General features: G+C 31.8%; 19 protein-coding genes and 5 tRNA genes. 9 read left to right on the top strand and 15 right to left on the bottom strand.

Annotated features, from left to right (window positions below; translation table 11 throughout):
* Window positions 1-5: 5 nt before the first annotated feature.
* From mnmD to KM029_RS12905, 7 genes are all read right to left on the bottom strand, one after another.
* Complete coding sequence (mnmD, locus tag KM029_RS12935) at window positions 6-683, bottom strand: tRNA (5-methylaminomethyl-2-thiouridine)(34)-methyltransferase MnmD (RefSeq protein ID WP_144073665.1); 678 nt, start codon at window positions 681-683, stop codon at window positions 6-8.
* A gap of 87 nt (window positions 684-770) precedes the next feature.
* On the bottom strand, window positions 771-2,870 hold the full coding sequence (locus KM029_RS12930; RefSeq protein ID WP_144073664.1) for a peptidylprolyl isomerase: 2,100 nt from the start codon (window positions 2,868-2,870) through the stop codon (window positions 771-773).
* A 227-nt stretch (window positions 2,871-3,097) separates the two neighbouring features.
* A tRNA-Gly gene (locus KM029_RS12925) sits at window positions 3,098-3,170 on the bottom strand.
* Between the two features lie 6 nt (window positions 3,171-3,176).
* Window positions 3,177-3,260: transfer RNA gene (locus KM029_RS12920), tRNA-Leu, on the bottom strand.
* A 126-nt stretch (window positions 3,261-3,386) separates the two neighbouring features.
* Window positions 3,387-3,459 (bottom strand) — tRNA-Gly (locus KM029_RS12915).
* A gap of 6 nt (window positions 3,460-3,465) precedes the next feature.
* A tRNA-Leu gene (locus tag KM029_RS12910) sits at window positions 3,466-3,549 on the bottom strand.
* A 37-nt stretch (window positions 3,550-3,586) separates the two neighbouring features.
* A tRNA-Gly gene (locus KM029_RS12905) sits at window positions 3,587-3,659 on the bottom strand.
* A gap of 356 nt (window positions 3,660-4,015) precedes the next feature.
* Between KM029_RS12905 and KM029_RS12900 the strand changes: the two genes are divergently transcribed.
* A complete protein-coding gene (locus tag KM029_RS12900) occupies window positions 4,016-4,381 on the top strand; it encodes a hypothetical protein (protein WP_144073663.1) in 366 nt (121 codons plus the stop codon).
* Window positions 4,382-4,386: 5 nt separating this feature from the next.
* Here the strand turns inward: KM029_RS12900 and KM029_RS12895 are convergent, their stop codons facing one another.
* Complete coding sequence (locus KM029_RS12895) at window positions 4,387-6,156, bottom strand: tetratricopeptide repeat protein (RefSeq protein WP_144073662.1); 1,770 nt, start codon at window positions 6,154-6,156, stop codon at window positions 4,387-4,389.
* Window positions 6,157-6,184: 28 nt separating this feature from the next.
* Window positions 6,185-6,547, bottom strand: a complete 363-nt coding sequence (locus KM029_RS12890; protein ID WP_144073661.1) for a response regulator — start codon at window positions 6,545-6,547, stop codon at window positions 6,185-6,187.
* Between the two features lie 548 nt (window positions 6,548-7,095).
* Here KM029_RS12890 and recQ point away from each other — a divergent pair.
* Together recQ and era are read left to right on the top strand one after the other, a co-directional pair.
* Window positions 7,096-9,237 carry a DNA helicase RecQ gene (gene recQ / locus KM029_RS12885; RefSeq protein WP_144073660.1) on the top strand — a complete coding sequence of 714 codons (2,142 nt, stop codon included), beginning with the start codon at window positions 7,096-7,098 and terminating at the stop codon, window positions 9,235-9,237.
* A gap of 117 nt (window positions 9,238-9,354) precedes the next feature.
* On the top strand, window positions 9,355-10,248 hold the full coding sequence (gene era / locus KM029_RS12880) for a GTPase Era (RefSeq protein ID WP_144073659.1): 894 nt from the start codon (window positions 9,355-9,357) through the stop codon (window positions 10,246-10,248).
* Between the two features lie 47 nt (window positions 10,249-10,295).
* On the opposite strand, the gene KM029_RS12875 is transcribed toward era, so the two are convergent.
* From KM029_RS12875 to KM029_RS12850, 6 genes are all read right to left on the bottom strand, one after another.
* Window positions 10,296-11,153 (bottom strand): IS3 family transposase, encoded by an 858-nt coding sequence (locus tag KM029_RS12875; RefSeq protein WP_205125414.1) that lies wholly within the window; start codon window positions 11,151-11,153, stop codon window positions 10,296-10,298.
* Between the two features lie 20 nt (window positions 11,154-11,173).
* Complete coding sequence (locus tag KM029_RS12870) at window positions 11,174-11,602, bottom strand: transposase (protein WP_205125413.1); 429 nt, start codon at window positions 11,600-11,602, stop codon at window positions 11,174-11,176.
* 86 nt (window positions 11,603-11,688) lie between these two features.
* A complete protein-coding gene (locus tag KM029_RS12865) occupies window positions 11,689-12,495 on the bottom strand; it encodes a hypothetical protein (RefSeq protein ID WP_144073658.1) in 807 nt (268 codons plus the stop codon).
* A 4-nt stretch (window positions 12,496-12,499) separates the two neighbouring features.
* Window positions 12,500-13,987: a BatD family protein gene (locus KM029_RS12860; RefSeq protein WP_144073657.1), complete on the bottom strand. Its 1,488-nt coding sequence runs from the start codon at window positions 13,985-13,987 to the stop codon at window positions 12,500-12,502.
* 406 nt (window positions 13,988-14,393) lie between these two features.
* The gene (gene queG, locus KM029_RS12855; RefSeq protein ID WP_144073656.1) at window positions 14,394-15,332 is read right to left on the bottom strand and encodes a tRNA epoxyqueuosine(34) reductase QueG; all 939 of its coding nucleotides are present in this window, start codon (window positions 15,330-15,332) and stop codon (window positions 14,394-14,396) included.
* Window positions 15,325-15,693: an Hpt domain-containing protein gene (locus KM029_RS12850; RefSeq protein WP_144073655.1), complete on the bottom strand. Its 369-nt coding sequence runs from the start codon at window positions 15,691-15,693 to the stop codon at window positions 15,325-15,327. The genes queG and KM029_RS12850 overlap by 8 nt, the downstream gene beginning before the upstream one ends.
* Before the next feature lie 635 nt (window positions 15,694-16,328).
* Between KM029_RS12850 and KM029_RS12845 the strand changes: the two genes are divergently transcribed.
* From KM029_RS12845 to KM029_RS12820, 6 genes are all read left to right on the top strand, one after another.
* Window positions 16,329-16,640 (top strand): DUF4286 family protein, encoded by a 312-nt coding sequence (locus tag KM029_RS12845; protein ID WP_144073654.1) that lies wholly within the window; start codon window positions 16,329-16,331, stop codon window positions 16,638-16,640.
* Window positions 16,641-16,793: 153 nt separating this feature from the next.
* Window positions 16,794-18,773 carry a protein-disulfide reductase DsbD family protein gene (locus tag KM029_RS12840; protein ID WP_240050298.1) on the top strand — a complete coding sequence of 660 codons (1,980 nt, stop codon included), beginning with the start codon at window positions 16,794-16,796 and terminating at the stop codon, window positions 18,771-18,773.
* A gap of 179 nt (window positions 18,774-18,952) precedes the next feature.
* Window positions 18,953-19,867, top strand: coding sequence for a polysaccharide biosynthesis/export family protein (locus KM029_RS12835; RefSeq protein ID WP_144073652.1), 915 nt, complete (start codon window positions 18,953-18,955; stop codon window positions 19,865-19,867).
* Window positions 19,868-19,893: 26 nt separating this feature from the next.
* A complete protein-coding gene (locus KM029_RS12830) occupies window positions 19,894-22,371 on the top strand; it encodes a tyrosine-protein kinase (protein ID WP_144073651.1) in 2,478 nt (825 codons plus the stop codon).
* Between the two features lie 99 nt (window positions 22,372-22,470).
* Window positions 22,471-23,244 carry a tyrosine-protein phosphatase gene (locus tag KM029_RS12825; protein WP_221465180.1) on the top strand — a complete coding sequence of 258 codons (774 nt, stop codon included), beginning with the start codon at window positions 22,471-22,473 and terminating at the stop codon, window positions 23,242-23,244.
* Between the two features lie 6 nt (window positions 23,245-23,250).
* On the top strand, window positions 23,251-24,228 hold the full coding sequence (locus KM029_RS12820; protein WP_158631049.1) for an NAD-dependent epimerase/dehydratase family protein: 978 nt from the start codon (window positions 23,251-23,253) through the stop codon (window positions 24,226-24,228).
* Window positions 24,229-24,315 lie beyond the last annotated feature (87 nt).

The raw sequence follows: 24,315 nt of genomic DNA, 5'->3' as shown, positions 1-24,315 counted from the left end.
TATTTTTATTTCTTCCAACCTCTTAACATCTCTCGTTTACCTGGAGGTCCTGGGTACCTTTCAACATCGTACCCCACACTTACCAAGTCTCTTCTTAACTGCCCTTTTGCACAATAAGTTACAAATATCCCTTGATCTATAGTAGCAGCAAAGCATTTTTCAAGGTTCTCCACAGACCATACTTCTGGCTGTTTATTAGGAGCAAAAGCATCGAAGAAAATAACATCAAACCCTCTATTTTTAGGAGCTATGAATGTTTCTAAAGTTTCTTTCTTTTTGGTAAGAATAAAATTAGGTAAGATTGCTACCTCTTCTTCCCAATTGCAAGAATGTATTTGTTCAAAATAAGGCGTAAGTTCATCCGTTAAAAGTGCCGTATAATTCAGCTCTTGAAGTAAACCAGCTGTTAGAGGATAGGGTTCTAAAGTTGTCATTTTAATAGTAACATCAGGATATTTTAAAGCCTGCTCTACCATTAAAATCACATTTAATCCAGTACCCATGCCTACTTCCAAGATAGTTACCTCTTTCTTTGCTTCTCTAATAGCATCCCATCCAGATTGTACAAATACATACCTAGACTCTGTAAGTGCTCCATGAGAAGAGTGATAAGTCTCGTTTAACGCCTCATTATATAATGAGCTAGAGCCATCACCTGTTTCAATTACTTTAATTTTAGCCATCACAAAAGGTTTTGGTTATTAATTCTATTTGAAACAAAAAGAGACCACCCTTTTGAGGTAGTCTCTTTTTTATATCTTAATCAATTTCTAGAAGAACTTGTAACGGTTATCTTTCACATCAGAAAGAGTCTTTACAGCTTCTAAGATATTGTAATTAGCAGATCTTACGTATCTACCTTCAACCTGACGTTGGTAAATAGAGTAGTCAGCAGTTTCTAAAGCTTTATCAGCCTTTCTTACTTTAACAACTAATACACTATTTTCATCAATGATTGGTTTCGATACTTCACCTTGTTTTAAACCAAATGCAGTACCAATTGCTTTAGGAGCAAGACCTACACCTTGGATAGAAACATCGTTTAAAGATAGGTCAGAAGCAATATCTGATTTTGCACCATTACCATAACCTTTTCTGATATCTTCAATAGATTTACCAGAAAGCTTATTTAATTTAGCTGCAATAGCTTCTGCTTTTTTACCTTTAGTTGCTTGAACTTTAGCTTCGTTTTTAACTTCAGCAAAATCAGCAATTCCTTCTTCACGAGCACTCATTAAAGTTGCTACGATAAAGCGATCATCAAGATCAAATACTTCAGAAACGTCATTTACGTCTGCATCATTATATGCCCAACGAATAACCTGTCTAACACTATTTCCTCTTAAGCTATTGATAAATGTTGCAGTTGGAGCAATTGTTAATGCTTGCTCAATAAAGATTTTTTGATCTTCAGCAATTTTTTCAAAGTCTTTTCTACCACCTTTAACAGATGCAGCAAATACAGATGCCTTACGGTATGCTTCATTTACTGTAGCATCAGAAGGAGTTAATTTTTTCTCTACAACAGCTAGATCAAACATTTTCTTAGTTTTCACTGCAGTTACTTTAATGATATGGTAACCAAATTCAGTTTTTACAACTCTATTGATTAAACCTGTTTTTCTAGCTGAAAATACAGCTTTATCGAATGCAGGTACCATACGACCTTCAGAGAACCACTGTAAATCTCCACCTCTTGATTTAGTTGTTGGAGCAGCATCACCTACTTTCTTTGCTAATTCTTCAAAGTTTTCACCATTTTGAATTTTTCTTAAAGTAGCATATGCTTCTTTTTTAGCAGCAGCATCATCTTTATCATTTTTGAATAAGATGTGAGATGCTTTAGCAGAATAAACAGAATCTGTAGACTCTCCTAAAACTTTATAATCTCTGTAAGAACCTGCTGCAAAGAAAGGTCCGTAAACTTTTCCAGTTTCTAATTGATCTGCATCTAATACTGATGGAAGACCAGTCATATTAACTGACATGAAGTTTGCATTTCCATCTGTATGTGATTCTACAAAAGCAGTATCGTTCGATGTTCTTGCAAAAGAAATCGAAAGGTCTTTCATTTCATCTTCTAAGTTCTTTTTGTCTCCCTCAGAAGCCTGAACTTTAAATGTAACGAATTCGATACCTCTGTTAGCATCACGCTTAAATTCTTCTTGGTTAGCATTGTAATATGCTTTAGCATCAGACTCAGTTACATTAACTACAGAATCTGGCATAGAATAGAAAGGTACATTTACATATGCAATTTCTACTTTATCATTTTGCTTTTCGTATTCTTTCTTTCCTTCAAGATCAGAAGCAAAGTAAGTTCTTGAAATCAAGTTTTCGTATTTAATACGGCTACGAGAAGTTTTTATTTGTTGTTCAAATCCTAAGAATTGTTGGTACTGAGGAGAAGTTGGTCCTTGCTGCTTTAAAGAAGCTAAGTACATTTTGATATTCTCTCTGCTCACTTGACCAGTAGAATCTCTAAAGTATTGACCGAATTCTGGAGAAATGTTATTTCCAGAGATCATATCATTTAACTCTTCAGGAGTAATCGTGATACCTAACTCTTCAATTTGTTGTCCATATGCTTCACGGTAGATTAACTCGTTCCATGCCATTTGACGTACTCCTTGCATTTGTTGCTCATTAGGAGGAGTTGGGTAGTTTGATTTAATCTGATCGACTAACTCACTAAATTGTCTTAATTCGATTTCTTGTCCACCAATTTCACCAACAATATTTTTGTTGTTACCAAGTAGTGTTGAGTTAGGTGAGAATAAATCTCCTCCAACCATAAATAAAATCAGACCTAACGCGATGAATCCAACTGCAACGCCAGATTTTTCTCGGATCTTCGTAATTATTGCCATGATAAATTATAAATGCTTTATATATGAACCTGTTCGTTTATTTATATAAATGTTTTAACGCTGCGTATTGAAAAATATATACTTCAAAAAGTCACAAAGCGAAATTAAAACATGCAAATGTAACAAGGAAAAACGATTGCTACACCAATTAACACAAAAAAATGTAGGTATAACACCAAAAAAATTACTAAAAAAAAAGCCTAACAGATAATTCTGTTAGGCTTTAGAGCGAAAAACGGGGTTCGAACCCGCGACCTCAACCTTGGCAAGGTTGCGCTCTACCAGCTGAGCTATTTTCGCGATTCGTACCAGAAGTGGGAATCGAACCCACACGAGGTTACCCTCACAAGATTTTAAGTCTTGCGCGTCTACCAGTTCCGCCATTCCGGCTCATCTATCACAAGTGACAAATGAATTAAAATCTTTACATATTCATCATAACTGATACTGATGTTTCACATTACTGTGTTGAAGATGTCTCTCCAATTCAAATTACTAAATCACTTTAGTACTCCGAGCGAAAAACGGGGTTCGAACCCGCGACCTCAACCTTGGCAAGGTTGCGCTCTACCAGCTGAGCTATTTTCGCAATTTGTACCAGAAGTGGGAATCGAACCCACACGAGGTTACCCTCACAAGATTTTAAGTCTTGCGCGTCTACCAGTTCCGCCATTCCGGCCCATTCATCACAAGTGACGAATGAATCTTTTTAATTGAGCGAAAAACGGGGTTCGAACCCGCGACCTCAACCTTGGCAAGGTTGCGCTCTACCAGCTGAGCTATTTTCGCTTATCTCAATTAACTTTCTTAGGGTGCTTCCCGTTGAAAGCGATGCAAAGGTAAGGCGAGTTTTTATAAATCCAAAAAATATTCAGAAAAAAGATTTAAACGATTGTCAACAAGTTGATAATCAATTATGAATAATTTTAGAAAAGAATACAATATTGAACTTCAGCCAATCTTTAATGATAGTTATTGATTTACTTTTATTAAGCTATTACTTCATTAATTCCTATCACTGATATCTATATTTGTATTAGTAATCGTAGAATTCTTGTTTAAATCAGAAGGTTTTAATCATTTAATTCCACATAATCTAGAGTATTCTAGAAAGATTTCACTACTTTTAAAAGGACTAAAATATTATGGCAATATCAACATATCCTATGGATTTCAGTTTCACAGATACTCTTTTTGAAGGAGACAAGGAAGGATACATAGACTTTTTATCAATCTCTATTGATGAGTTTGAGTCTGACTTTCCAAAGTTAAAAGTTGCGTTAGAAGATAAGGATTCTGACTTATTCAGTGCTGTTAAGCACAAATTTAGCACAAGGTTACATACATTTAACCTAGACACTCTTGAGCGTTTTATGGCAGATGTTGGTGCTAATTACAAAGAAGATGTTAACTCTGTAGATCCAGTAATGGCTTGGGCAGAATTAGAGCGTCACCTTCGCAATATTCTCGATACTTTAAACGAGAAGTTAACCGAAATCAAAAGCAACTAATATACTTACGGTATATTTTTCTCTTCTGAAAATATTACGACCTGTATCTCACGTGCGTTTCTTTCGTACCTGCGAGACAGGTCTTCTTTGTTTACAGCTAAATAATAATTAGATAAATTAATATTGGCCTTATAAGAGACCTCATTATTCTTTAAAAATAATTTTGGTGCTAAACGTATTGGTTTACTATAAAATTTCTCTACGGCTGTTTCTTCGTCTCCAGTTTCATAAACTATATTCCCTAGTAAAAGATAACATCCAAGCGTTTTTATATAATCTCTACCGTAGTTTGTTTGGTAATATTCTAATAAAGAATTTCCATAAAAATATGCTGAATCATACTCTTGATTACCATATTTGATCATGGTTAAATTATTGAATGCAATAGCCTTCCATCTACTTTGTCGGTCTTTCTCTAAGTCAATTACATTATGATAAAGTATAGATGCCTCTAAGGTATCTCCTTTCATTAATAACAGCCCTGCCAAATCAATATTTTGAACTGCTATTTGGGTACTATCTTTTTCTGTACCTAATTCCCATTCAATTTGATATGCTTTATTTGTATACGTTTCTGCCTCTACAAACTGCTCTAATTTTGTTTTACTTCTAGATAAAAGATGATAAATTTCTGCTGCTTTAAGATTATCTTCTCCGAATTGTTTTTGATTTAGTTTTAAAGATTCATCAAATACTAAAAATGCGATAGAATCTTGTTTTACTCTTTCAAATTTTTCTCCAATTTGAATATACCAATCTGTTAAGTTTTGTAATTCTTCAACATCTTTTGTAGAAATAATTACATCCTCAAATAATTTATTATACCATTTGTGTGATAGGTGATATTGATATCTCGCAAAAAAAGAATCTGCTATTCTTCTTTCATAGGTTTGTCTTCTTTGATTTGTACCAATATTACCTACTAAAATTCGAACAAATGCTGTTGCATTTTCATTTACCTTAGCATAATCTCCTTTTTGTAAATAAACAGAAGCAAGAGATTCGTACTGATCTGCAAGTTGCAATGAGTTCTTTCCAAAAACTTTTAATGCAATTTTAACTGAACGTTCCAAATTGGCAATTGCCACTTTAAAAGAACCTGTTTTTGCTTGTGCTGTAGCAATTCTATTAAGAATTTCTACCATGTCTGCACGGTACTCAGTATCCATTTTAGCGATTACATCAGATGCTTTTGTATAATAAGAACTAGATGTACCGTAATTTTCTATTTCATAATGAAAAGTACCTAAAGTCATATAAACATTCACTAATGAAAAGTAATGTGCTTTTCCTTCTGCTTGTTCATAAGCCTCTAAAGCCTGTTCATAATAATTTATCGCAATATTAGATAACTGATGATGTCTAAATATCTGAGCAAGATAAATATACATATCACCAATAAAAGCATAGTTAGGTGTAGGGTTTGACCTGAGAACAGCTAAACCTCTTTGAATATATTGAGACGCAATGTTAGAATAACCGTTATCTGCAAATTTTTCAGCAATCCTTTTATGAAGTAATACTATTCTTTCGTCTGTATTACTATAATTTTGATTAGCAATATCGATAAGACTATCTGCAAGTGCAGTAGCTTCGATATGGTATTTATTAGAAATTAAAGAATCTAACTCTACCTGAATATCAGAAATAGAATGTTCTTCAATTTTAATGGAGTCTTTCTCTTCGGTTTGTGCAGACGCAAAAAAAGGCAACAGCATTAATATATACACACCAATCCCTACAAGCACACTTCTATGTATATTAAATACTCTCACCTCCTCAATTCATTCTATGGAATAAGAATTACTCTATTTCCTTCAATTTAACCGGTGTTAATGGTTTAATGATAATGCCTGCTACTTGTTCATATTGAGCTGCTCTTTTACGATCATCAGAAGTTACATCAGCAGATAACATATATACATTACTCGCTTCTATCCCTTTTGTTTTTAATTGATCAAGAAAATCCCAACCAGTACTTGGTGGCATATTTATATCTAAAAATACAAGTTCAGGTTTATAATCGTCCCATGCATTTGCCGCTTCAGTAACATCTAAAAAAGTTGTCACGTTTTCACCAAAATTAGTTTTTTCGATCATCTTCCTACAAATCAGGTTGTTTGTAGGGTCATCATCAATAACAAAAACGTTTTTATAATTACTCATGTTTTTTTGAAGGGTATCTATATTTTAAATCAGATAGCTTATTGAATCATTAAATAAGAATTCCTACAAATGTAAAATTCTTTACTGACACTTTTACAAAAATTTGCATAATAAAAAAAGGTGAGCATTACTCACCTTCTTTCTAACCAATTCAATTATTTAAACTTCCATCGAAATATTTATAACCTAAAGGCATAAATTGTTTCTAGAAAACAATCATCGGTAAATTTGCGTAATTCGCAATAAAATAACTTTTTGTTTGCTTTCTTGACTGTAAACATATTATAATATTAACTATTTCGCAAATAATCAACTGTATATTTTCATTATTTCTATTAAAAATACATATATCTATCTATTTTATTATCAAAACAATAGCGATTTAAATAAATACTACATAGAGTAAGTAGAGTGATGAATTATCATTCAATTATTCTAAATGTAATTCGATTTAATTTTTTCTACTATAAAAGATAATAGTTTAAAATCTATTTGAGAAGATTACCTATAGGTCGTAACTTGCCAAGAAATTCTGTTAAAATATTTACATGGATATATCCACTGCTCAACATGCCCTTAAGCAATACTTTGGGTACGATCGATTCAGACCAATGCAAGAAGACATTATTGCTAATGTCTTATCAAAACAAGATACGGTAGTATTAATGCCTACAGGTGGAGGTAAATCTATCTGCTATCAAATTCCTGGAATTATTTCTCATGGAACGGCCATAGTAATCTCTCCGTTAATTGCATTAATGAAAGATCAGGTTGAAAGCTTAAAAGCGAATGGTGTTCCAGCTGCTTTTATTAATAGTTCTCAAAACTATGTTGAACAAAGAGAAATAGAAGAAGATCTTATTCATGAGCGATTAAAATTATTATATATATCTCCAGAAAAGTTATTGACTCCTCAATTTCTTGACTTTTTATGTAGATTACATATTAGTTTTATTGCCATAGATGAAGCACACTGTATCTCTCAATGGGGACATGATTTTAGACCAGAATATACTCAATTAGCTTCATTAAGACAGCGCTTTCCTGATATATCATTTATTGCACTTACTGCCACAGCAGATAAAGCTACCAGAAATGATATAGCAAGACAGCTAAACATGAAGAACCCTAGAATGTTTATTTCTTCTTTTGATAGACCTAACTTAAGCTTAAGAGTAGAGGCTGGTCAGAAAAGAATAGAGAAAATTATTCACTTTTTAAGAGATAGACCCAATCAATCTGGAATTGTATATTGCCTTTCTCGAAAAAACACAGAATCATTAGCAAAAAAGCTAAGAGCTGCTGGACATAATGCCATGTTTTATCATGCCGGAATGCCTGCTGCTGAACGTTCTAGGATACAAGAAAGTTTTATTAAAGATGATATTCCTATTATTTGTGCTACTATAGCCTTTGGTATGGGAATAGATAAACCCAATGTACGTTGGGTAATACATTATAATTTACCTAAAAATTTAGAAGGGTACTATCAAGAGATTGGTAGAGCAGGTAGAGATAGCTTACCATCTGATACTTTATTGTTTTACACTTTTGCAGATGTTATGCAATTGCGTGAAATGGTAGGGGATAGTGGACAATCTCAATTACAACTTTCTAAACTGGAACGCATGCAACAATATGCAGAAACACGTACTTGTAGGAGGCGAATTCTGTTAAGCTATTTTGGAGAAAGTTTAGAGAAAGATTGTGGTAATTGTGATGTTTGTAGAAACCCTCCCGAACTTTTTGACGGAACTGTCATCGCTCAGAAGGCAATGTCTGCTATTATTCGATCATCTCGTGAAATGAATAAAAGTTTATCTGCAGGTATGCTTATTGACTTATTGAGAGGGTCTCGTAGAATTGACCTGGTTCGTGCCGGTTTTGATCAAATTAAAACTTATGGTGCAGGTAAAGACATTAGTTATGACCATTGGCAGTTATACCTGCAACAAATGCTTAATCTAGGCCTTGTAGAGATTGCCTATGATCAACATAATACTTTTAGAGTTACAGAAACGGGTAAGAGTATTCTATTAGGAAAAAATCCTGTTAACTTTGCTAAGTTATCTCAATTTAAAGCTACTCCATCAACAAAAACACCTACCAAAAAGGTTTCTGCAAAAGAAGAATTATCTACTTCTCTTTTCGAAACATTACGTGTTTTACGAAAATCTCTTGCAGACAAAGAAGGAATACCTCCTTATGTTGTATTTAGTGATGCAACTATTAAAGATATGGCAGAGAAAATGCCTATTGCAGTTAATGATATGGTTAAGGTATCTGGTGTTGGTGAAGTTAAATTAAAGAAATATGGGAACCAGTTTATTGGAGCTATTGTTAGGTTTATTATCTCCAAATCTAAAGAAGGCTTTAAGATAAAAGGTAGCTCTTTATTGTTAACATATGAGTTGTATCAAAAAGGACTTGGTGTTCATGAGATAGGACAACAAAGACAACTAAGGGATGAAAGTATCTTTAATCATCTTGCGACTTTATATGAGATGGGGTATAATATTGACATATTCCAATTTATTACTGGAGAACAACTAGAAGCTGTAGCAGAGGCTATCCGTACCATTGGTAGTAATCAAGGAGTTAAACCAATTTTTGATTACTTTAATGGAGAATTACCTTATAGTTGTATTTATTTTGGGCTCGCACATTTTAATCGAACTGTTGGAGTCTAATTATAGTTAATAATTTATAGTGGGATACCGTTTCTATTTAAGAAAATACTAACTAGAAACTATAATCCATTTTAAACATAGAATTAAACATTAATACTATTTATTTATTAGTAAATCATGAGTGAAGTTAAAAAACATAAAGCAGGTTTTGTGAGTATTGTAGGAAAACCGAATGTTGGTAAATCTACACTCATGAATGAATTGGTTGGCGAACGTCTATCAATTATTACTTCAAAAGCACAAACTACTCGTCACCGTATTATGGGGATTATGAGTACCGATGATTATCAGATTGTCTATTCTGATACTCCTGGCATTATCAACCCTAAATATGAACTACATGAGTCGATGATGAACTTTGTTGATAACTCTCTACAAGATGCAGATGTTATTCTTTTTGTTACTGATATTTTCGAACAGTTTAAAGAGAAAGACGCCTTAATTAAACTTGAGAAGACAAACGTTCCAATTATTGTAATCATCAATAAAATTGACCTTGCAAAACAAGACGATGTTTTAAATAAAGTAAATTATTGGCAAGAGAAATTAAACCCTAAAGTAATAATGCCTGTTTCGGCTTTACATGGTTTTAATGTTCCTGTTATTCTAGACGAAATCTTAAATTTGCTTCCAGAACACGAAGCATTTTATGATAAAGAAGAATTAACCGACAAGCCAATGCGTTTCTTTATTTCTGAGATTATTCGTGAAAAAATATTCTTACATTATAAAGAAGAAGTTCCTTACTCTTGTGAAGTGATTGTAGAAAGCTATAAAAACGAAAAGGATATTGTAAAAATCCGTGCCGTTATTATGGTCGAAAGAGAAAGTCAGAAAGGAATTATTATCGGTAAAGGTGGATCGAAATTAAAACACGTTGGTGCTGACTCTAGAAAAGAAATGGAAAAATTCTTACAGAAGAAAGTATTCTTAGAAACGTTTGTGAAAGTTGATCCTGATTGGCGTAAGAATGATAAAAGTTTAAAAATGTTTGGTTACAAGCAAGATTAAATTTTAATGATTGTCTAGTCCGTCCATAGCGTTACAGATTTAGACTATTATATATTGATAGCATCGAGTGTAGACTCGGTGCTATTTTTACTTTTATAAGTTCTCATTTTTATTTCACTTTGCTGATGCATCTCAACAGGTGTCTTCATATAATTACTCCAATGAGGCCTTTCATTATTGTAAATATATACAGATTCTCTAATAAATTTATTCATTAAATCGAGATCATTAATTTTTATTCCTAAAATAAATTCTTGCTTAAGAATTCCGTTTATTCTTTCTGCTACCGCATTTTGATAAGGATCGTAAGATTCCGTCATCGAGCACAATACTTTATTTTCCTGAAGATGTCGTTGATACTCGTGACTACAATATTGTAATCCTCTATCTGAATGGTGTATCATTGGTAAATCAACATAGTTTCTATTTTTCAGTGCTTCTTTTAATGCTGCAATAGCTCCATTTGCATTCAAACTATCTGATACGTTTAACCCCATTATTTTCTTAGAATAAGCATCTGTTACCAAGGAGAGATACATTGGGTTACTTCGCTCACCTATGTAAGTTATATCAGAAACTAATACTTGTTCAGGTCTATTTATTTCCAAATGCTCAATAAGATTTTTATGCTTTTTAAATCTGTGATGAGAATTTGTAGTGACATGATATTGTTTTTTAGGCTTGATATCGAGTCGATTAGCCCTCATGATATCAAAAAGCTTATCTCGACCTACATTTAGTAATTGCAATTCAGGAAGAAGTAATTGATATAATTTCCTTGTCCCTATTTTAGTTTGCTTCAAACGAATTCTTTTCACTAAGTCTACTACTTTAGATGCAATACTATTATTCTTTTTTACTTTCCTTTTTGAACGATAATAAATTTGTCGATTTAACCCAAGCAATTCACAAGTCGGTTTGACTCCTATTTTTTCTTCTTTTTTGAATTGGTCAACTGCTTGGGTAAAGACTTTTTTCTAATAGGAATATTAAACTCATCCTCAGCAATATCGATCATCATATCAAAGAAAATTGCTTTTTTATCTGTTACGTAGAGTTGTTTTTCTAAAGAAGCTTTTTGCTTCTCTAATAATAGAACTTTTTGTTCTAGCTCCATTAATTTTTGTTCTGGTGTCTTTCCCATTTTTAAATCAGATTTATTATCCCAATCTAAATTACCATACTTTCTTATCCAAGTACGGATGGTACCATGACCTTGTATTCCATATTTAAGTCTGGCTGCCGTTATACCAATTTCCCCTCGTTCCACTTCATCTACAACTTGTAATTTAAAAGAGTAGCTGTAATCTTTTTGTGTACGTTTAGTGTACTGATATTCTTGATCTTCATTCATAATGTTACGTTTTGTGTAACACTAATTCAGGACGAGACAGATATAGTAAAAAAGCGAGAAGCACATTTAATGCTTCTCGCTTTTTTTTATTTTGGAACTCCAATAGTAATTATGGAGTTTGTTATATTTCTTTTATCATCAGAACTAGACAACCTTAACTCGTAAATTCCAACACTGTCAAAATCAAATGTTTCATTTATTTGGTATGGTCCCGCACCCGGTACAGGTTGAGTTAATGTATATTCGAGTAACGAATCATAAACAATACCATCTGTTTCAATAGAATCTGGTTCGTATACTTTGGAATACATTATCATATTACATGCATTCAGGTTGTTATCTAAATCGTCTACTGTAACTCTAATATTAAAAATTGAAGTAGTTGTACCGTTAACACTATCCTCTTCAAAATCTTGGTATTTAAAAAAAGGTGCGTAATTTCTTAATTCTATAGGAATTGTTACTCTTGAACCATCATTTAATGCCAGATCTCTATAATCTAAATGGATGTCATATAACCCTGTTGCAGCTACATAATAACCTTCTGAATTATCTCCACCAAATATGGTTGTTTTAGTATATGTTTCTGATTGAGCACCACCAATTGCAAAAGTATCAATTGTATTTAAGAAAGCAGGTACTCTTAAACCTGGACCATCATTATCCTTAGATTCATAAGTGATAGAATATGATAACATACCACCAACATCTCTAAAATAAGCTCTATATTCTAATTCTGTAGATAAGGTGTCAATCATTACCTCTCCAGACCCATCATTTTCATTTATAGTAAACCAGTCTACTACTGGTGGTACTGTGTCAACATACTTTTCACAAGATGACAAGAACAGTAGTACAATGATTTTTATATTTAGAGACAAAAAACTCTTCATACTATTAGATTTTTTTGAACAACAATACACCTGTTGTTACTAAGGTTATTACTACAAAGATGTTTAAAATTATTTGAATCCAAGAGGTTTCATTCATTGGTATAAGAGAATTGTCTGCATTTTTCATAGAATCATAAAAAGATCCTAAATCTGTTTTAGAAATGTTTGCGTCTCTTAAACTTTTTCCTTCTACTGTAATTGTTCCCTTAGGGTGAAGAACTTCATATTTCTTAGTTCTTGGATTAAAGATAGATAGGCTCACAAAATCTTTTAGGCTGTATGTTCCTGGCTCTTGTGGTTCTATATAATAAGTAAACTGTTTCGAACCAACAACTCGATTATTTGCTCTCTTTATATTTTGAGATATACTAGGAGGATAGAATAATAGGTTTTCAGAATCTACAACATCTGGCTCTCTAATAGATGATATATTACCTTCTCCCTCTACTTTAAACTCAAGAGTTACACTTTCTCCTGTTTTAATTTTAGTATCGCTAACATCTTCTTTCATACGGTAATTACCAACACTTGCAATACTTTTAAATTGGCTATCTGGAAGTGGTTTTACTTTTATTGTTCTTCCTTTAGATTTAAAGATCTCAACATCTTCTTTTCTATTTCTTCCAAAAAATGACTGACGTTGTGCAACTTGGTATTTAATCATTTTCAATTGAGTAGGAGCTACAACAATATCTTCTGTATTAAGAGGGTAAAACATCGCCTCATATATTTTATATTGACGATATGATTTACCATTTACTGTTACATATTCTGGATGAATAGATTCAATATTAAAATTCTCTTCCCAACAATTCTTTGGCTTTACTTTTTTAAGAATATCAGAAATTTGTTCATCAATTTTAAAAAATTCTAATTCTGCTCTATTTGTAACAGAAACATAGAATGAAATATCCATCCTGAAGCCTTCACCTCTATATACTGATCTCTTATCTGTACTTACAGCATAAAAAGCATCTGCTTCTACATCTATAAATTGTTGTTCTTGCTGTTGCTGCTGAGAACCTCCATTTCCCCAAAAATCTGCAAAAGGGTCGTAAGATTGGCGCTGAACAGCTTTACCAACTTTAATTGTTGCTCCTTTACTATTTACAGATTTGCCATTTACAGACATCTTGAATGGCTTTAAAACAAACGTTCCTTGTTTAGTTGGAGCATACATTTGTGTAACACTCTGCTGCGTAGACACTTGACCATTTATTATGGATGTCTGACTTGATGTAGAAGGTCTCCCTTTTCTAAATCCTTGAATATCAGGAAACTGAGAATAGTTGGTTAATCTACCATTCTTTACTGTTAAAGTAATTTCAAAATTTTCATTCTGACCTATTTCAGTTCTACCTATGTTTACTGTAACTGTTTGTGCTATACCTTCTATTCCTAATAAAAGTAAGCTCAACACAAAAACTATATACTTAATATTATTATGGTATTTGAATGCTACTGATTTCATACCGTAAATATCTAAATTCATATCTACAAAAAATGTGAAAAAAATAAAAATTTCAAGAATAATTACTAAAAATGTAACTTTTACACTATATTCACGTTAACGAACATAGGAAATATAATTGATGACAACTATATATTTTATATAACCAAACAACCAAGTAACAAAAACCCGATCATGCTTGAATATTCAAAAATAATTCTAAAGAAAGTTTCGTTCGATCGTCACCTATTCTTAAAAGAATTACGCAAGTCTTTGGGGATTCTCTCGATCAATGAAGTTTTATCATTAAGATCATGGAGTAAATCAACTTTCCCAAATTATGCATTTTTAATTCAAAACGAATGTAATAAACATATTAGCTCCTATTCTTTAGTTGGCTAATATAAAGTTACAGAACTTATAAACTAAAAAGTGATTATTTAGATAATCACTTTTTTTTTGCAAAAGAAATATTCCGCATAAGTCCTGCATATTTTGTTCTTTTAATTGCCGATTTTTTAAATAGCTCTTTAAAAACATCTTCTGTTAATTCTTCCCATTCTTTCTTATCTACATTTCCCAAATTTTGATGAGGATTGAATGTATCTGTTGAATGCGAGGAAGAGAATCTATTCCACGGGCAAACATCTTGACAAATATCACAACCAAAAATCCAATCGTTCATTTTACCTTCAAACTGTGTTGGAATTTGATCTTTTAATTCAATGGTTAAGTAAGATATACATTTACTACCATCAACTACACCTTTTTCTGGAATAGCATCTGTCGGGCAGGCATCAATACATCTTGTACATGTTCCACAAAAATCTTTAACAGGAGGGTCTGCTTCTAAATCAAGATCAATAATTAATTCTGCAAGAAAAAAGAAACTTCCCATTTGTCGGTTAAGCAGTAAACTATGTTTTCCTACCCAACCTAACCCTGCTTTTTTTGCCCATGCTCTTTCCATTACTGGAGCAGAATCTACAAATACACGTCCATCTACTTCTCCAATCTCAGAATTAATAAATTTGACAAGATCTTTCAATTTATGTTTTATTACATAATGATAATCTTCTCCATAAGCATATTTAGCAATCTTATAATTTCCATCTTTTGCTAAATCTTTTTCTGGGTAATAGTTGTAAGAAAGCATTACTACTGATTTAGCTCCTTCAACTAATTTGGTAGGGTCAAGTCGTTTATCAAAATGATTAGCCATGTACCCCATTTCTCCATGCATATTATTTTTAAGCCATTTTTCTAAAGGATCTGCTTCTTCCTCTAAAAAGCCAGCCTTGGCAATACCGCACTCAGAAAAACCCAAGCGTTTAGCTTCGGCTTTTATTAAATTAGCATTTCTCTCTTTTTGTAATTGCTTATTCACTACTACTATTCATTGCTTTTAGAGAAGCATTCCCACATTGTTCAATTTGGTCAATTATTTTCTTCTCTTGAAGTCGTTTGATACTTAATTTTTCAGCACTTTGAGCCATTTTATGCAATCTAGTAGCACCTAAAGTTCCTGCTATACCTTTTAGAGTATGCATCGCCTCAAAAATACCTTGTTGATTATCATTTTTTAGGCCCAAGCGAGCATTATTAATTAGATCGTGTAAGTCTTGTTCAAAACTCTCCACTAATCCTTTTAATTGATACTCATTAATTGCAAAGGTCTGAATTTCTGTCCAAATCTTTAACTTTAATAATGGTATAGTAGTATATGTTGTGAAATAATTAGGTTTCATAGTTACCCTCTACAACGTTTTACACACAAGATCGTTTGTGGGGGCATGTACTATAATTTTAGTAAAACAGCATATTAGAATCAGATAATCAAAAAGTAACTTTTTAACTACTTACAGGAACTTTTTTATAAAATGTTTATAGAATACTATAAATGAAAAAAGTACTTATTATTTCTCTTTAATTTAAAAAATATTCCTTCCTATTATTTCAAATAAACCAAGATCTATTTCATAATAATCTATGTAAGTATTTTAATTAACTAGATATTAAATATAAACGTAAATATCTACGTACTTATATTAAGTAGCTAATTATCAGTTAAAAATAAATTGTTTATTTTGTAATATGTTATTTATTGTCTTTACATTATATGTTTATCATTTTAATTAATTAATTGTACGTAAATAAATACGTAATTAAATATTAAGGAAATAATACCAACTAAAAAGGAAGTATATCCAATTAGAAGTCAATTTTTATAACTGATCTTTACAATGTTATTCTATTTCTATTCTATGGATTCTAGAAACAGTTGATAGCAAAAGTCTTATTTTAAAGATATCTATTAAAATAAGAATCGAAAAATAGTTGATTTCTATTAGAGTGTGTATTTTGCAAAAAAATAAAAAATCACATGATCTTATATAATATATCATTCCATGTTGAAGACGAAATGTTATCATCTTGGAAAGAATGGATGAAAAGTTTCTTTATTCCTGAGGTATTGAAGACAGAATGTTTTCAAAGTTATAAACTAATGAAGCTTCTCTCTGAGAAAGCTGAAAACCAAGGAACGAACTTTGCTTTAATGCTAGATGTAGATAATTTATCTGCAGCAGATAAGTTTATGCGTACACATGAAGCCGAGTTACATGCAATTCTAAAAGAAAAATTTGGAGAAAAAGTCAATCAATTTAGATCTATCTTAAGAGAAGAAATACTCTAATAGTAGTAATAATTAATGTATTTAATCACTTTTATTTCCAAATGTGATCTGCCTCACAGATTAAACTTACTTTAAGTAGTAAATAGTGGCTTCTAATTATTATATCAATCATAAATAATGTATAAAATTACTAAATTAATCAGCCTGACTTTGATGTTTTTATTCGTGACGCTGTCATCAATAAATGCTCAATTAATTAACCCTGTAACATGGAGTGCAGAATTATCTAACCCAGATGCAAAACCTGGAGACGTTATCGAAATTACTTATCATGCTAAAATTAAAGATGGTTGGTATTTATATTCTTCAGATTTTGATCCTGATTTAGGACCAATGTTAACTGAAGTTGAATATAAGCCTAATAACACCTATCAAATAGCAGGAGAGTTTACACCTATCAACCCTAAAAAGAAATACGATGAACTTTGGGAAGGGGATATTACTTACTTTAAAAAACATGGTGAGTTTACTCAAAAAATAAAAATCTTAAAAGATGATTTTAAAATTGAGGTAGGTATTTCTGGACAAAGTTGTTCTGATGAAACAGGACAATGTATTCCTCTAGGAAAAGAGTTTGTTTTTGGAAATAAAGATGCAAAAGTTTCTACTGTTACAGCAGTAAGTGATAGTAAAACTAATAATACAGAAGAACTTAAAGCAGTTTCTTCTAGTGGGCAACCTGCAGAAGGTGAAAGTATTTGGGGTTTTATGATCTCAGCATTTATTTTCGGGCTTGCAGCTATTTTTACTCCATGTGTATTCCCAATGATTCCTCTTACAGTATCATTCTTTACTAACCAGAGTGGAGGGAAAGCGAAAGCATTATTTTATGGTTTAAGCATAGTTGGTATTTATGGTTTATTTGGTGTTGTATTGGCACCTCTTGCTGGTGATCCTAGTGTTGCAAATGCAATAAGTACTCACTGGATTCCAAACATACTTTTCTTTACGATATTCATCATCTTTGCTATGTCATTCTTTGGCATGTTCGAGATTACAATGCCTAGTTCATTAGTAAATAATGTTGATCAAAAATCTGATAAAGGAGGTTTCTTCTCTGTCTTTTTTATGGCATTTACACTTGTATTGGTATCTTTCTCATGTACAGGACCTATTGTAGGAACTATTCTTATAGAATCTGTAGGAGGGGCATACCTTAAGCCTATTTTTGGTATGTTAGCTTTTGCATCAGCATTTGCACTTCCATTTACAATTTTTGCTTTATTCCCTGGTTTAATGAAAGGTTTACCAAAATCTGGTGGATGGTTAAACTCTGTAAAAGTTGTTTTAGGTTTTGTTGAATTAGCCTTAGCATTCAAATTCCTATCTACTGTAGATTTAGTATATCATTGGGGTATCTTGGATAAAGATATTATGGTTGCTATCTGGATTGCAATATCAATTATGTTAGGATTGTATTTATTAGGTAAAATTCGTTTACCACACGATTCTCCAATGGATACAGTTAGTCCTCCACGATTAATTCTAGCAACAATTGTATTTGCCTTTGTATTTTATTTAATCCCAGGATTATTTGGAGCTCCTTTAAAAATGCTATCAGGAATCTTACCTCCTCAAACGCATCATACATTTGATATTAACGCTATAGTAAGACAAGAAGTTGAAAATGCATCTATATCTAGTGGTGAACAAAATGAGATGCTTTACCCAGTGAAATATGGAGATATATTCCATTTACCACATGGTTTAAAAGGATACTTTGATTATAATCAGGCTGTAGCTGCATCTAAGAAATTTGGTAAACCTATCTTTTTAGATTTTACAGGGCATGGTTGTGCTAACTGTAGAAAAATGGAAGATAATGTATGGTCAGATCCTAGAGTTCTTCAAAAATTAAAAGAAGATTATATCATTTTAGCATTATATGTAGATGATCCAACTAAGCTTCCAGAAAGTGAATGGATAACATCAACTTTTGATGGTAATGTTAAGAAAACAATTGGGGCGAAAAACTTCGATTTTCAGATTACTAAATTTAATAGCAATGCTCAACCTTATTATTGCCTATTAAATAGTGATGGAGATAAAATGATCCCTGCCAAAGCATATGATTTAAATGTTGAAAACTTTATCGAATTCTTAGATAATGGTGTAAAATCATTCAAGAAATAAGTTTTTTATAAAATAGTTAAGGCCTACTCTTTGATTTATGATCAGAGAGTAGGCCTTTTTTATTACTTTTGTTAGATTAGGAACCCCAATGGAAGGTAATAATTTTCCATCTAATTTTTTATAAGCGTTATCATAAACTCTTTCGCTAAATTGATAAACGCTTTGTGATAATTCGAAACATGAAATACAAATATTATATATATACTCTTTTATTACTTTTAGTTGCTTTATCATCTTGCTCTATACGTAAGAGTATTCTTTTTAAAACAGACGAGAGTATTAATGAAGATGCATTTTTAAATGCAGAAAATTCAGCAATCAATAATTATACTATCGAGGTAGACGATTTTATTGCAATGTCTGTTTTTACAAATGATGGAGAAAAAGTAGTTGACCCTAATGGAGATTATTTACAACCTTCTCAAATTGCATCGTTAGGAAGAAATTCTTCTTCTGGAAACATGAATAATAACACAATGATTGAGAACCCTAATAGTGCAATGAATGCTCCTATTAGAGAAAATGGTGATGACCCAAAGAAATATCTTGTTAAATCTGATAGTTGTGTAAACTTACCTCTTGTTGGAAATATCAATTTGGTTGGACAAACACTAGAACAAGCAAATATAACATTAGCAAAAGCTTATAGTAAATTCTATTTAGACCCATATGTAGCCACTCAATACACAAATAAACGTGTGATTGTAATGGGAGCAACGGGAGCCGAAATTATACCATTAAGAACAGAACATATGACTTTATTAGATGTTATCGCATTAGCTTCTCAAGGAGCTGCTGCAACAGCAAAAAATAATGGTGTACCTGTTCAAAACGATATTATGGCAACAAATATCCGAATGATTAGACCGGACCCTAAGTATGGATTTAATAAACCATCGGTACAAATTGTTGATTTAAGTACAATTCAAGGTCTTGCAAAGGCAAATATTAATGTAATGCCTAATGATGTAATTTACCTTGAACCAAGAAGAAAATCAGATACACGTAATCTTCAAGATTTAACGTTATTGGTAAGTGTTGTATCAAGTGTTGTATCACTTTACTTACTGATTCAACAAATTGCCACAAATTAATAGTGAAAGTTTAAAAGCTTCCGTTTATGACAGATTTTGATAAAGAATGGGACGACCACGATAATGACGGTGATAACCTTTCTAATAATATAGATTTTGATAAGCTTGAATTTGTTATCAAGAAAAAGTTTATCTGGGTTATTCTCATTTTAATGATGGCAGGTATGTGTGCTTTCCTTTATATAAGGTGGACACCTAGAATCTATGAAGCAAGTACACTTAATCAAATTAAGTTAACCTCTTCTTCTCAAGATTTTGCAGAGAAATTTGGTATCATGAATAACTCTCTAAATGATGGTAAATTAGAGAGTGAAATGGCATTAATTACTTCTGGTGTAACATATAACCGTGTAATTGATTCTTTAATTGATCTTACAGTTACTTATCAATCTGTTGGTGATGTTAGAAATTCAGAGTTATTTGGAGATGCAGTTCCTTTTACCTTCGAATACCCCAATAATATTCAACCAGCATTAAAAGATTTACCTTTTTTATTAGAGTTTAGTAATGGTGGAAAAAACTTTATTATTACTTACAAAATTGGTGAGCAAGAAAACGAAATTGAAGGAAAGTCTGGACAAAGGTTCTCTTTAGGTGGACAACCTATTATTATTAGAAGTAAGTCTCCAAATGTTGATAATAATAGATATTCCTTTCAGTTCAATTCAAAATCGAGTATTACTAAATTCATAAAGAAAAATATTAGTGTTTTAATATTCGACCCAAAAGCAAATACAATCCAAATATCTTTTAAAGCGGCAAACAGAGAAAAAGCAGTAGCTGTGCTAAAAGCTATAAATACAGCCTACAGTCAGTTATCTAGAGAAAGTAAAGCTTTGGTTTACGAAAGAGCTTTAACTTATCTTTTTAAACAAATTGATACTACTAAAGACTCTCTAGCACTTCAAGAAAAAAAAATGAGAGCGATAAGCTATGGTAAGGACTTATCTTCATATATGGAAGCTGGACCTATTGTAGGTAATATTCAAGAATTGGAAAAATCTTTATCTTCACTTAAAAATGAAAAAAAGAAATACCAAAAGTTAAGACATTTTCTAGAAGCCGATAGCAGTATTGTTTACATACAAGCTTATGCTACAATTCTTACAGATGGTAGTATTTCTTCTAGCTTAGATGAGCTTGCAAAACTAGAAACAGAAGCTTTAAGAATTAAAGAGTCTTATACATCAAATACTATTGCAAGTAATGCAAAACTAGAATTGTATAAAAAATTACGTTATGAAGTTGCTGAATCTATAAAGTTTGCAGAAGCTTTCTTAGATGATAACATTAGAGATCTTCAAAGAGAAATTTCTAAACTCAAAACGGTATTCTATCAAAATATTGGAGGAGACCCTGATCTTAAAAAAATTGAAAAGCGAGTAGAAATTTATACTAGTATTTATGATCTTCTTACCAATAAAATGATTGAGGTGAGTATGGCACAAGCTAGTACTATAGAAAGCTCTGCCGTAATTAATGAGGCTTATGCTAGTAAAATTCCTATTGCTCCAAAAAAGATTATAGCTATTGCTATCAGTATGGCTATAGGCTTATTTATTTCTGTTATTATGCTAGTCATAGTATATATCAGAATGGATAAAATTAGTGGTATTAAACACCTAGAACGTAGAACAGGAATGCCAATTTTAGGGCTAATTCCTAAATATCAGAAAGAAGAAATGCCCGTTTCTAAATTAGTAGTTTCTACTGATCCTAAATCTACAATGAGTGAAGCTTTTAGGTCTGTAAGAACTAATTTAGACTTTATGGTTTCTGATAGCTTTGATGCAGAAAACAGTAAAGATGCTCGTGTAATTTCTGTGACTTCTACAATTAGTGGCGAAGGAAAAACATTTATTGCTTCTAATCTTGCTGGTATTATTGCTATGTCAGACAAAAAAGTAATTATGGTCGATCTCGACTTACGAAAACCTAAGGTACATTTAGCTTTTGGTGGGAGTAATATTAAAGGAGCATCATCAATTCTTATTGGACAAACTACTGTAGAAGAGTGCTTACAGGATACAGATATACCTACTTTAAAATACATTAGTGCTGGACCTATTCCTCCAAATCCATCAGAGTTAGTAATGTCTAAAAACTTTACTAGCTTCTTGACAAAATTAAAAGAAGAATATGATGTAGTAATGCTCGATTCTCCTCCTGTAGGTTTAGTAACTGATGGGATGATAATCATGCGTCATGTAACAAATCCAATCTATGTAGTACGAGCTGATTATTCTAAAGTCTCTTTTATTGATAACGCAAACAACCTTTATAAATCTAGCAAGTTTCCTAATATCTCTATTATACTTAATTCTGTTCCTGACAGAAGAAGTTATGGTGGCTATGGTTATGGATATGGCACAATGTCATATAGCTCTGATGGATTTGGATATGGATACACTTATGGGTATGAATCTGATTTATCAGAGGGGGATTTAGCCTACTTTGATGAGAAGAAAAAACCATTTTGGAAGAAGCTATTTAAAAATAAGTAAAAAACACATTTGGGTTTTATAACGTACATAAGTATATGTTTATATTTAGTATTTGTATTTTTGTAAGCTAACAATGATTTTTAAACAAGAGCATCCATTATGAAGTGGTTTACTAATTTATTCAAAAATAATAAAAAAGAGGTAGTTGTTTCTGAGCCATTAGGACCTCAGATTACAAGTGACATGCATGCCCATTTTTTACCAAATATTGATGATGGTGCCCAATCTCTTGAAGAATCAATAGATATTATAAAAGGATTAGTTGACATGGGATATAAAAACCTTGTTGCTACCCCTCATGTAATGAGTGATTTTTATAAAAACACTCCAGAAATTATTCTTGAAAAGTTAGCATTAGTACAAGCAGAAGTTGATAAACAAAATATCAATGTAAATTTATCTGCCGCCGCTGAATATTATTTAGATGATGGTTTTCTGAAAAAATTAAAAAGTAATGAGCCTCTTCTTACTTTTGGTGATAATTATATTTTACTAGAAACATCTTTTATAAATTCTTGTTTCTTTATAGACGAAGTAATCTTTTTGTGTATTTCAAAAGGATACAAACCCATAATTGCTCACCCAGAACGATATACTTATACCTATGGTAATTACGATGAAATTAAACGTTGGAAGAGCTTAGGAGCCCTTTTACAAGTAAACGCTTTATCGTTAGCAGGGTATTATTCATCAAAAGCAAAAGAAATTGCTCAAAACCTTATTAATGATCAATTAGTTGATTTTATAGGTAGTGATTGTCATAAGGCAAAACATTTAAATTGGTTAAAAAAAGTACGCACATTGTCGTACTATAATAAAGCACTTGGTTTACCTTTACAGAACAATCTTATTATTAAAGTACCTCAAAAGTAAATTCCATTGTTACTAGAAGGAAAAAAAGTATTTATAACTGGAGCAACAGGTTTTGTAGGAGGATATATTCTAAAAAGTATCCTACAAACAGGAGCCCATGTAATTGCCTTAAATGGTAAACGTAATGATAAATCATTTTTAGGTGATGACAGTAAGTTAGTTACTTGGGTAGATATAGATATTCTCGATCCTAATTCACTTTTAGAAGAGCTTAAAGAAATAGATTATGTAATCCATACAGCATCTATTGTTTCTTTTAATACTACATTAGATGACCTTAGAGCTGTAAATGTAAATGGCACGGCAAATCTTGTAAACATTTCATTACAAGCTGGTGTCAAAAAATTTATCCATATAAGTTCTATTGCTGCATTAGGAGTTCCTGAATACGGTAATTTTATTGATGAAAATTCAAAATGGACTGGCGACAAAGGAATGTCTGCCTATGCTATTTCAAAATATAATGCTGAACAAGAAGTTTGGCGAGGATACAGAGAAGGTTTAGATGTTGTTGTATTAAACCCATCTGTAATTTTAGGAGTAGGAGATTGGAACAGAAGTAGCCTCACTATCTTTAAAACAATTCAAAAAGGGGTGAAGTATTATCCTTCTGGGCTTTTTAGTTCTGTGGATGTAAGAGATGTTACGACTGCAGTTATTAAAGCTATTGAGTTACCTATATCTGGAGAAAGATATATTTTAAACGCTTCAAACCTCCCATTTAAACTAGCTTTAGAAACAATAAGTAATGGTTTAAATGTAAAAGCCCCTAATAAAAAGATCTCAAAATCTTCAGTTAATTTTATTTATTACATAGAGAAAGTATTTTCAATATTTACTGGAAAATCAAGTCAACTTTCAAAAGACTTGATCAAGTCACTTTTTTCTAGGTATGAGTATGATAATAAAAAGGCTCAAGATCAAATCAAAATCCCATTTATTTCGTTAAACGATACTATGAAATGGGTTAACGAATCACTTTAATAGAAAGCGATTCAATTATAATTATTAGAATAAATAAGCTATTAACAGCATCAAATAGTATTTATTCCGATATTATACAACTTATAA

This window comes from Flammeovirga kamogawensis, assembly GCF_018736065.1.
Lineage (GTDB): Bacteria > Bacteroidota > Bacteroidia > Cytophagales > Flammeovirgaceae > Flammeovirga > Flammeovirga kamogawensis.
This window is presented reverse-complemented; position numbering and strand designations above follow the sequence as displayed.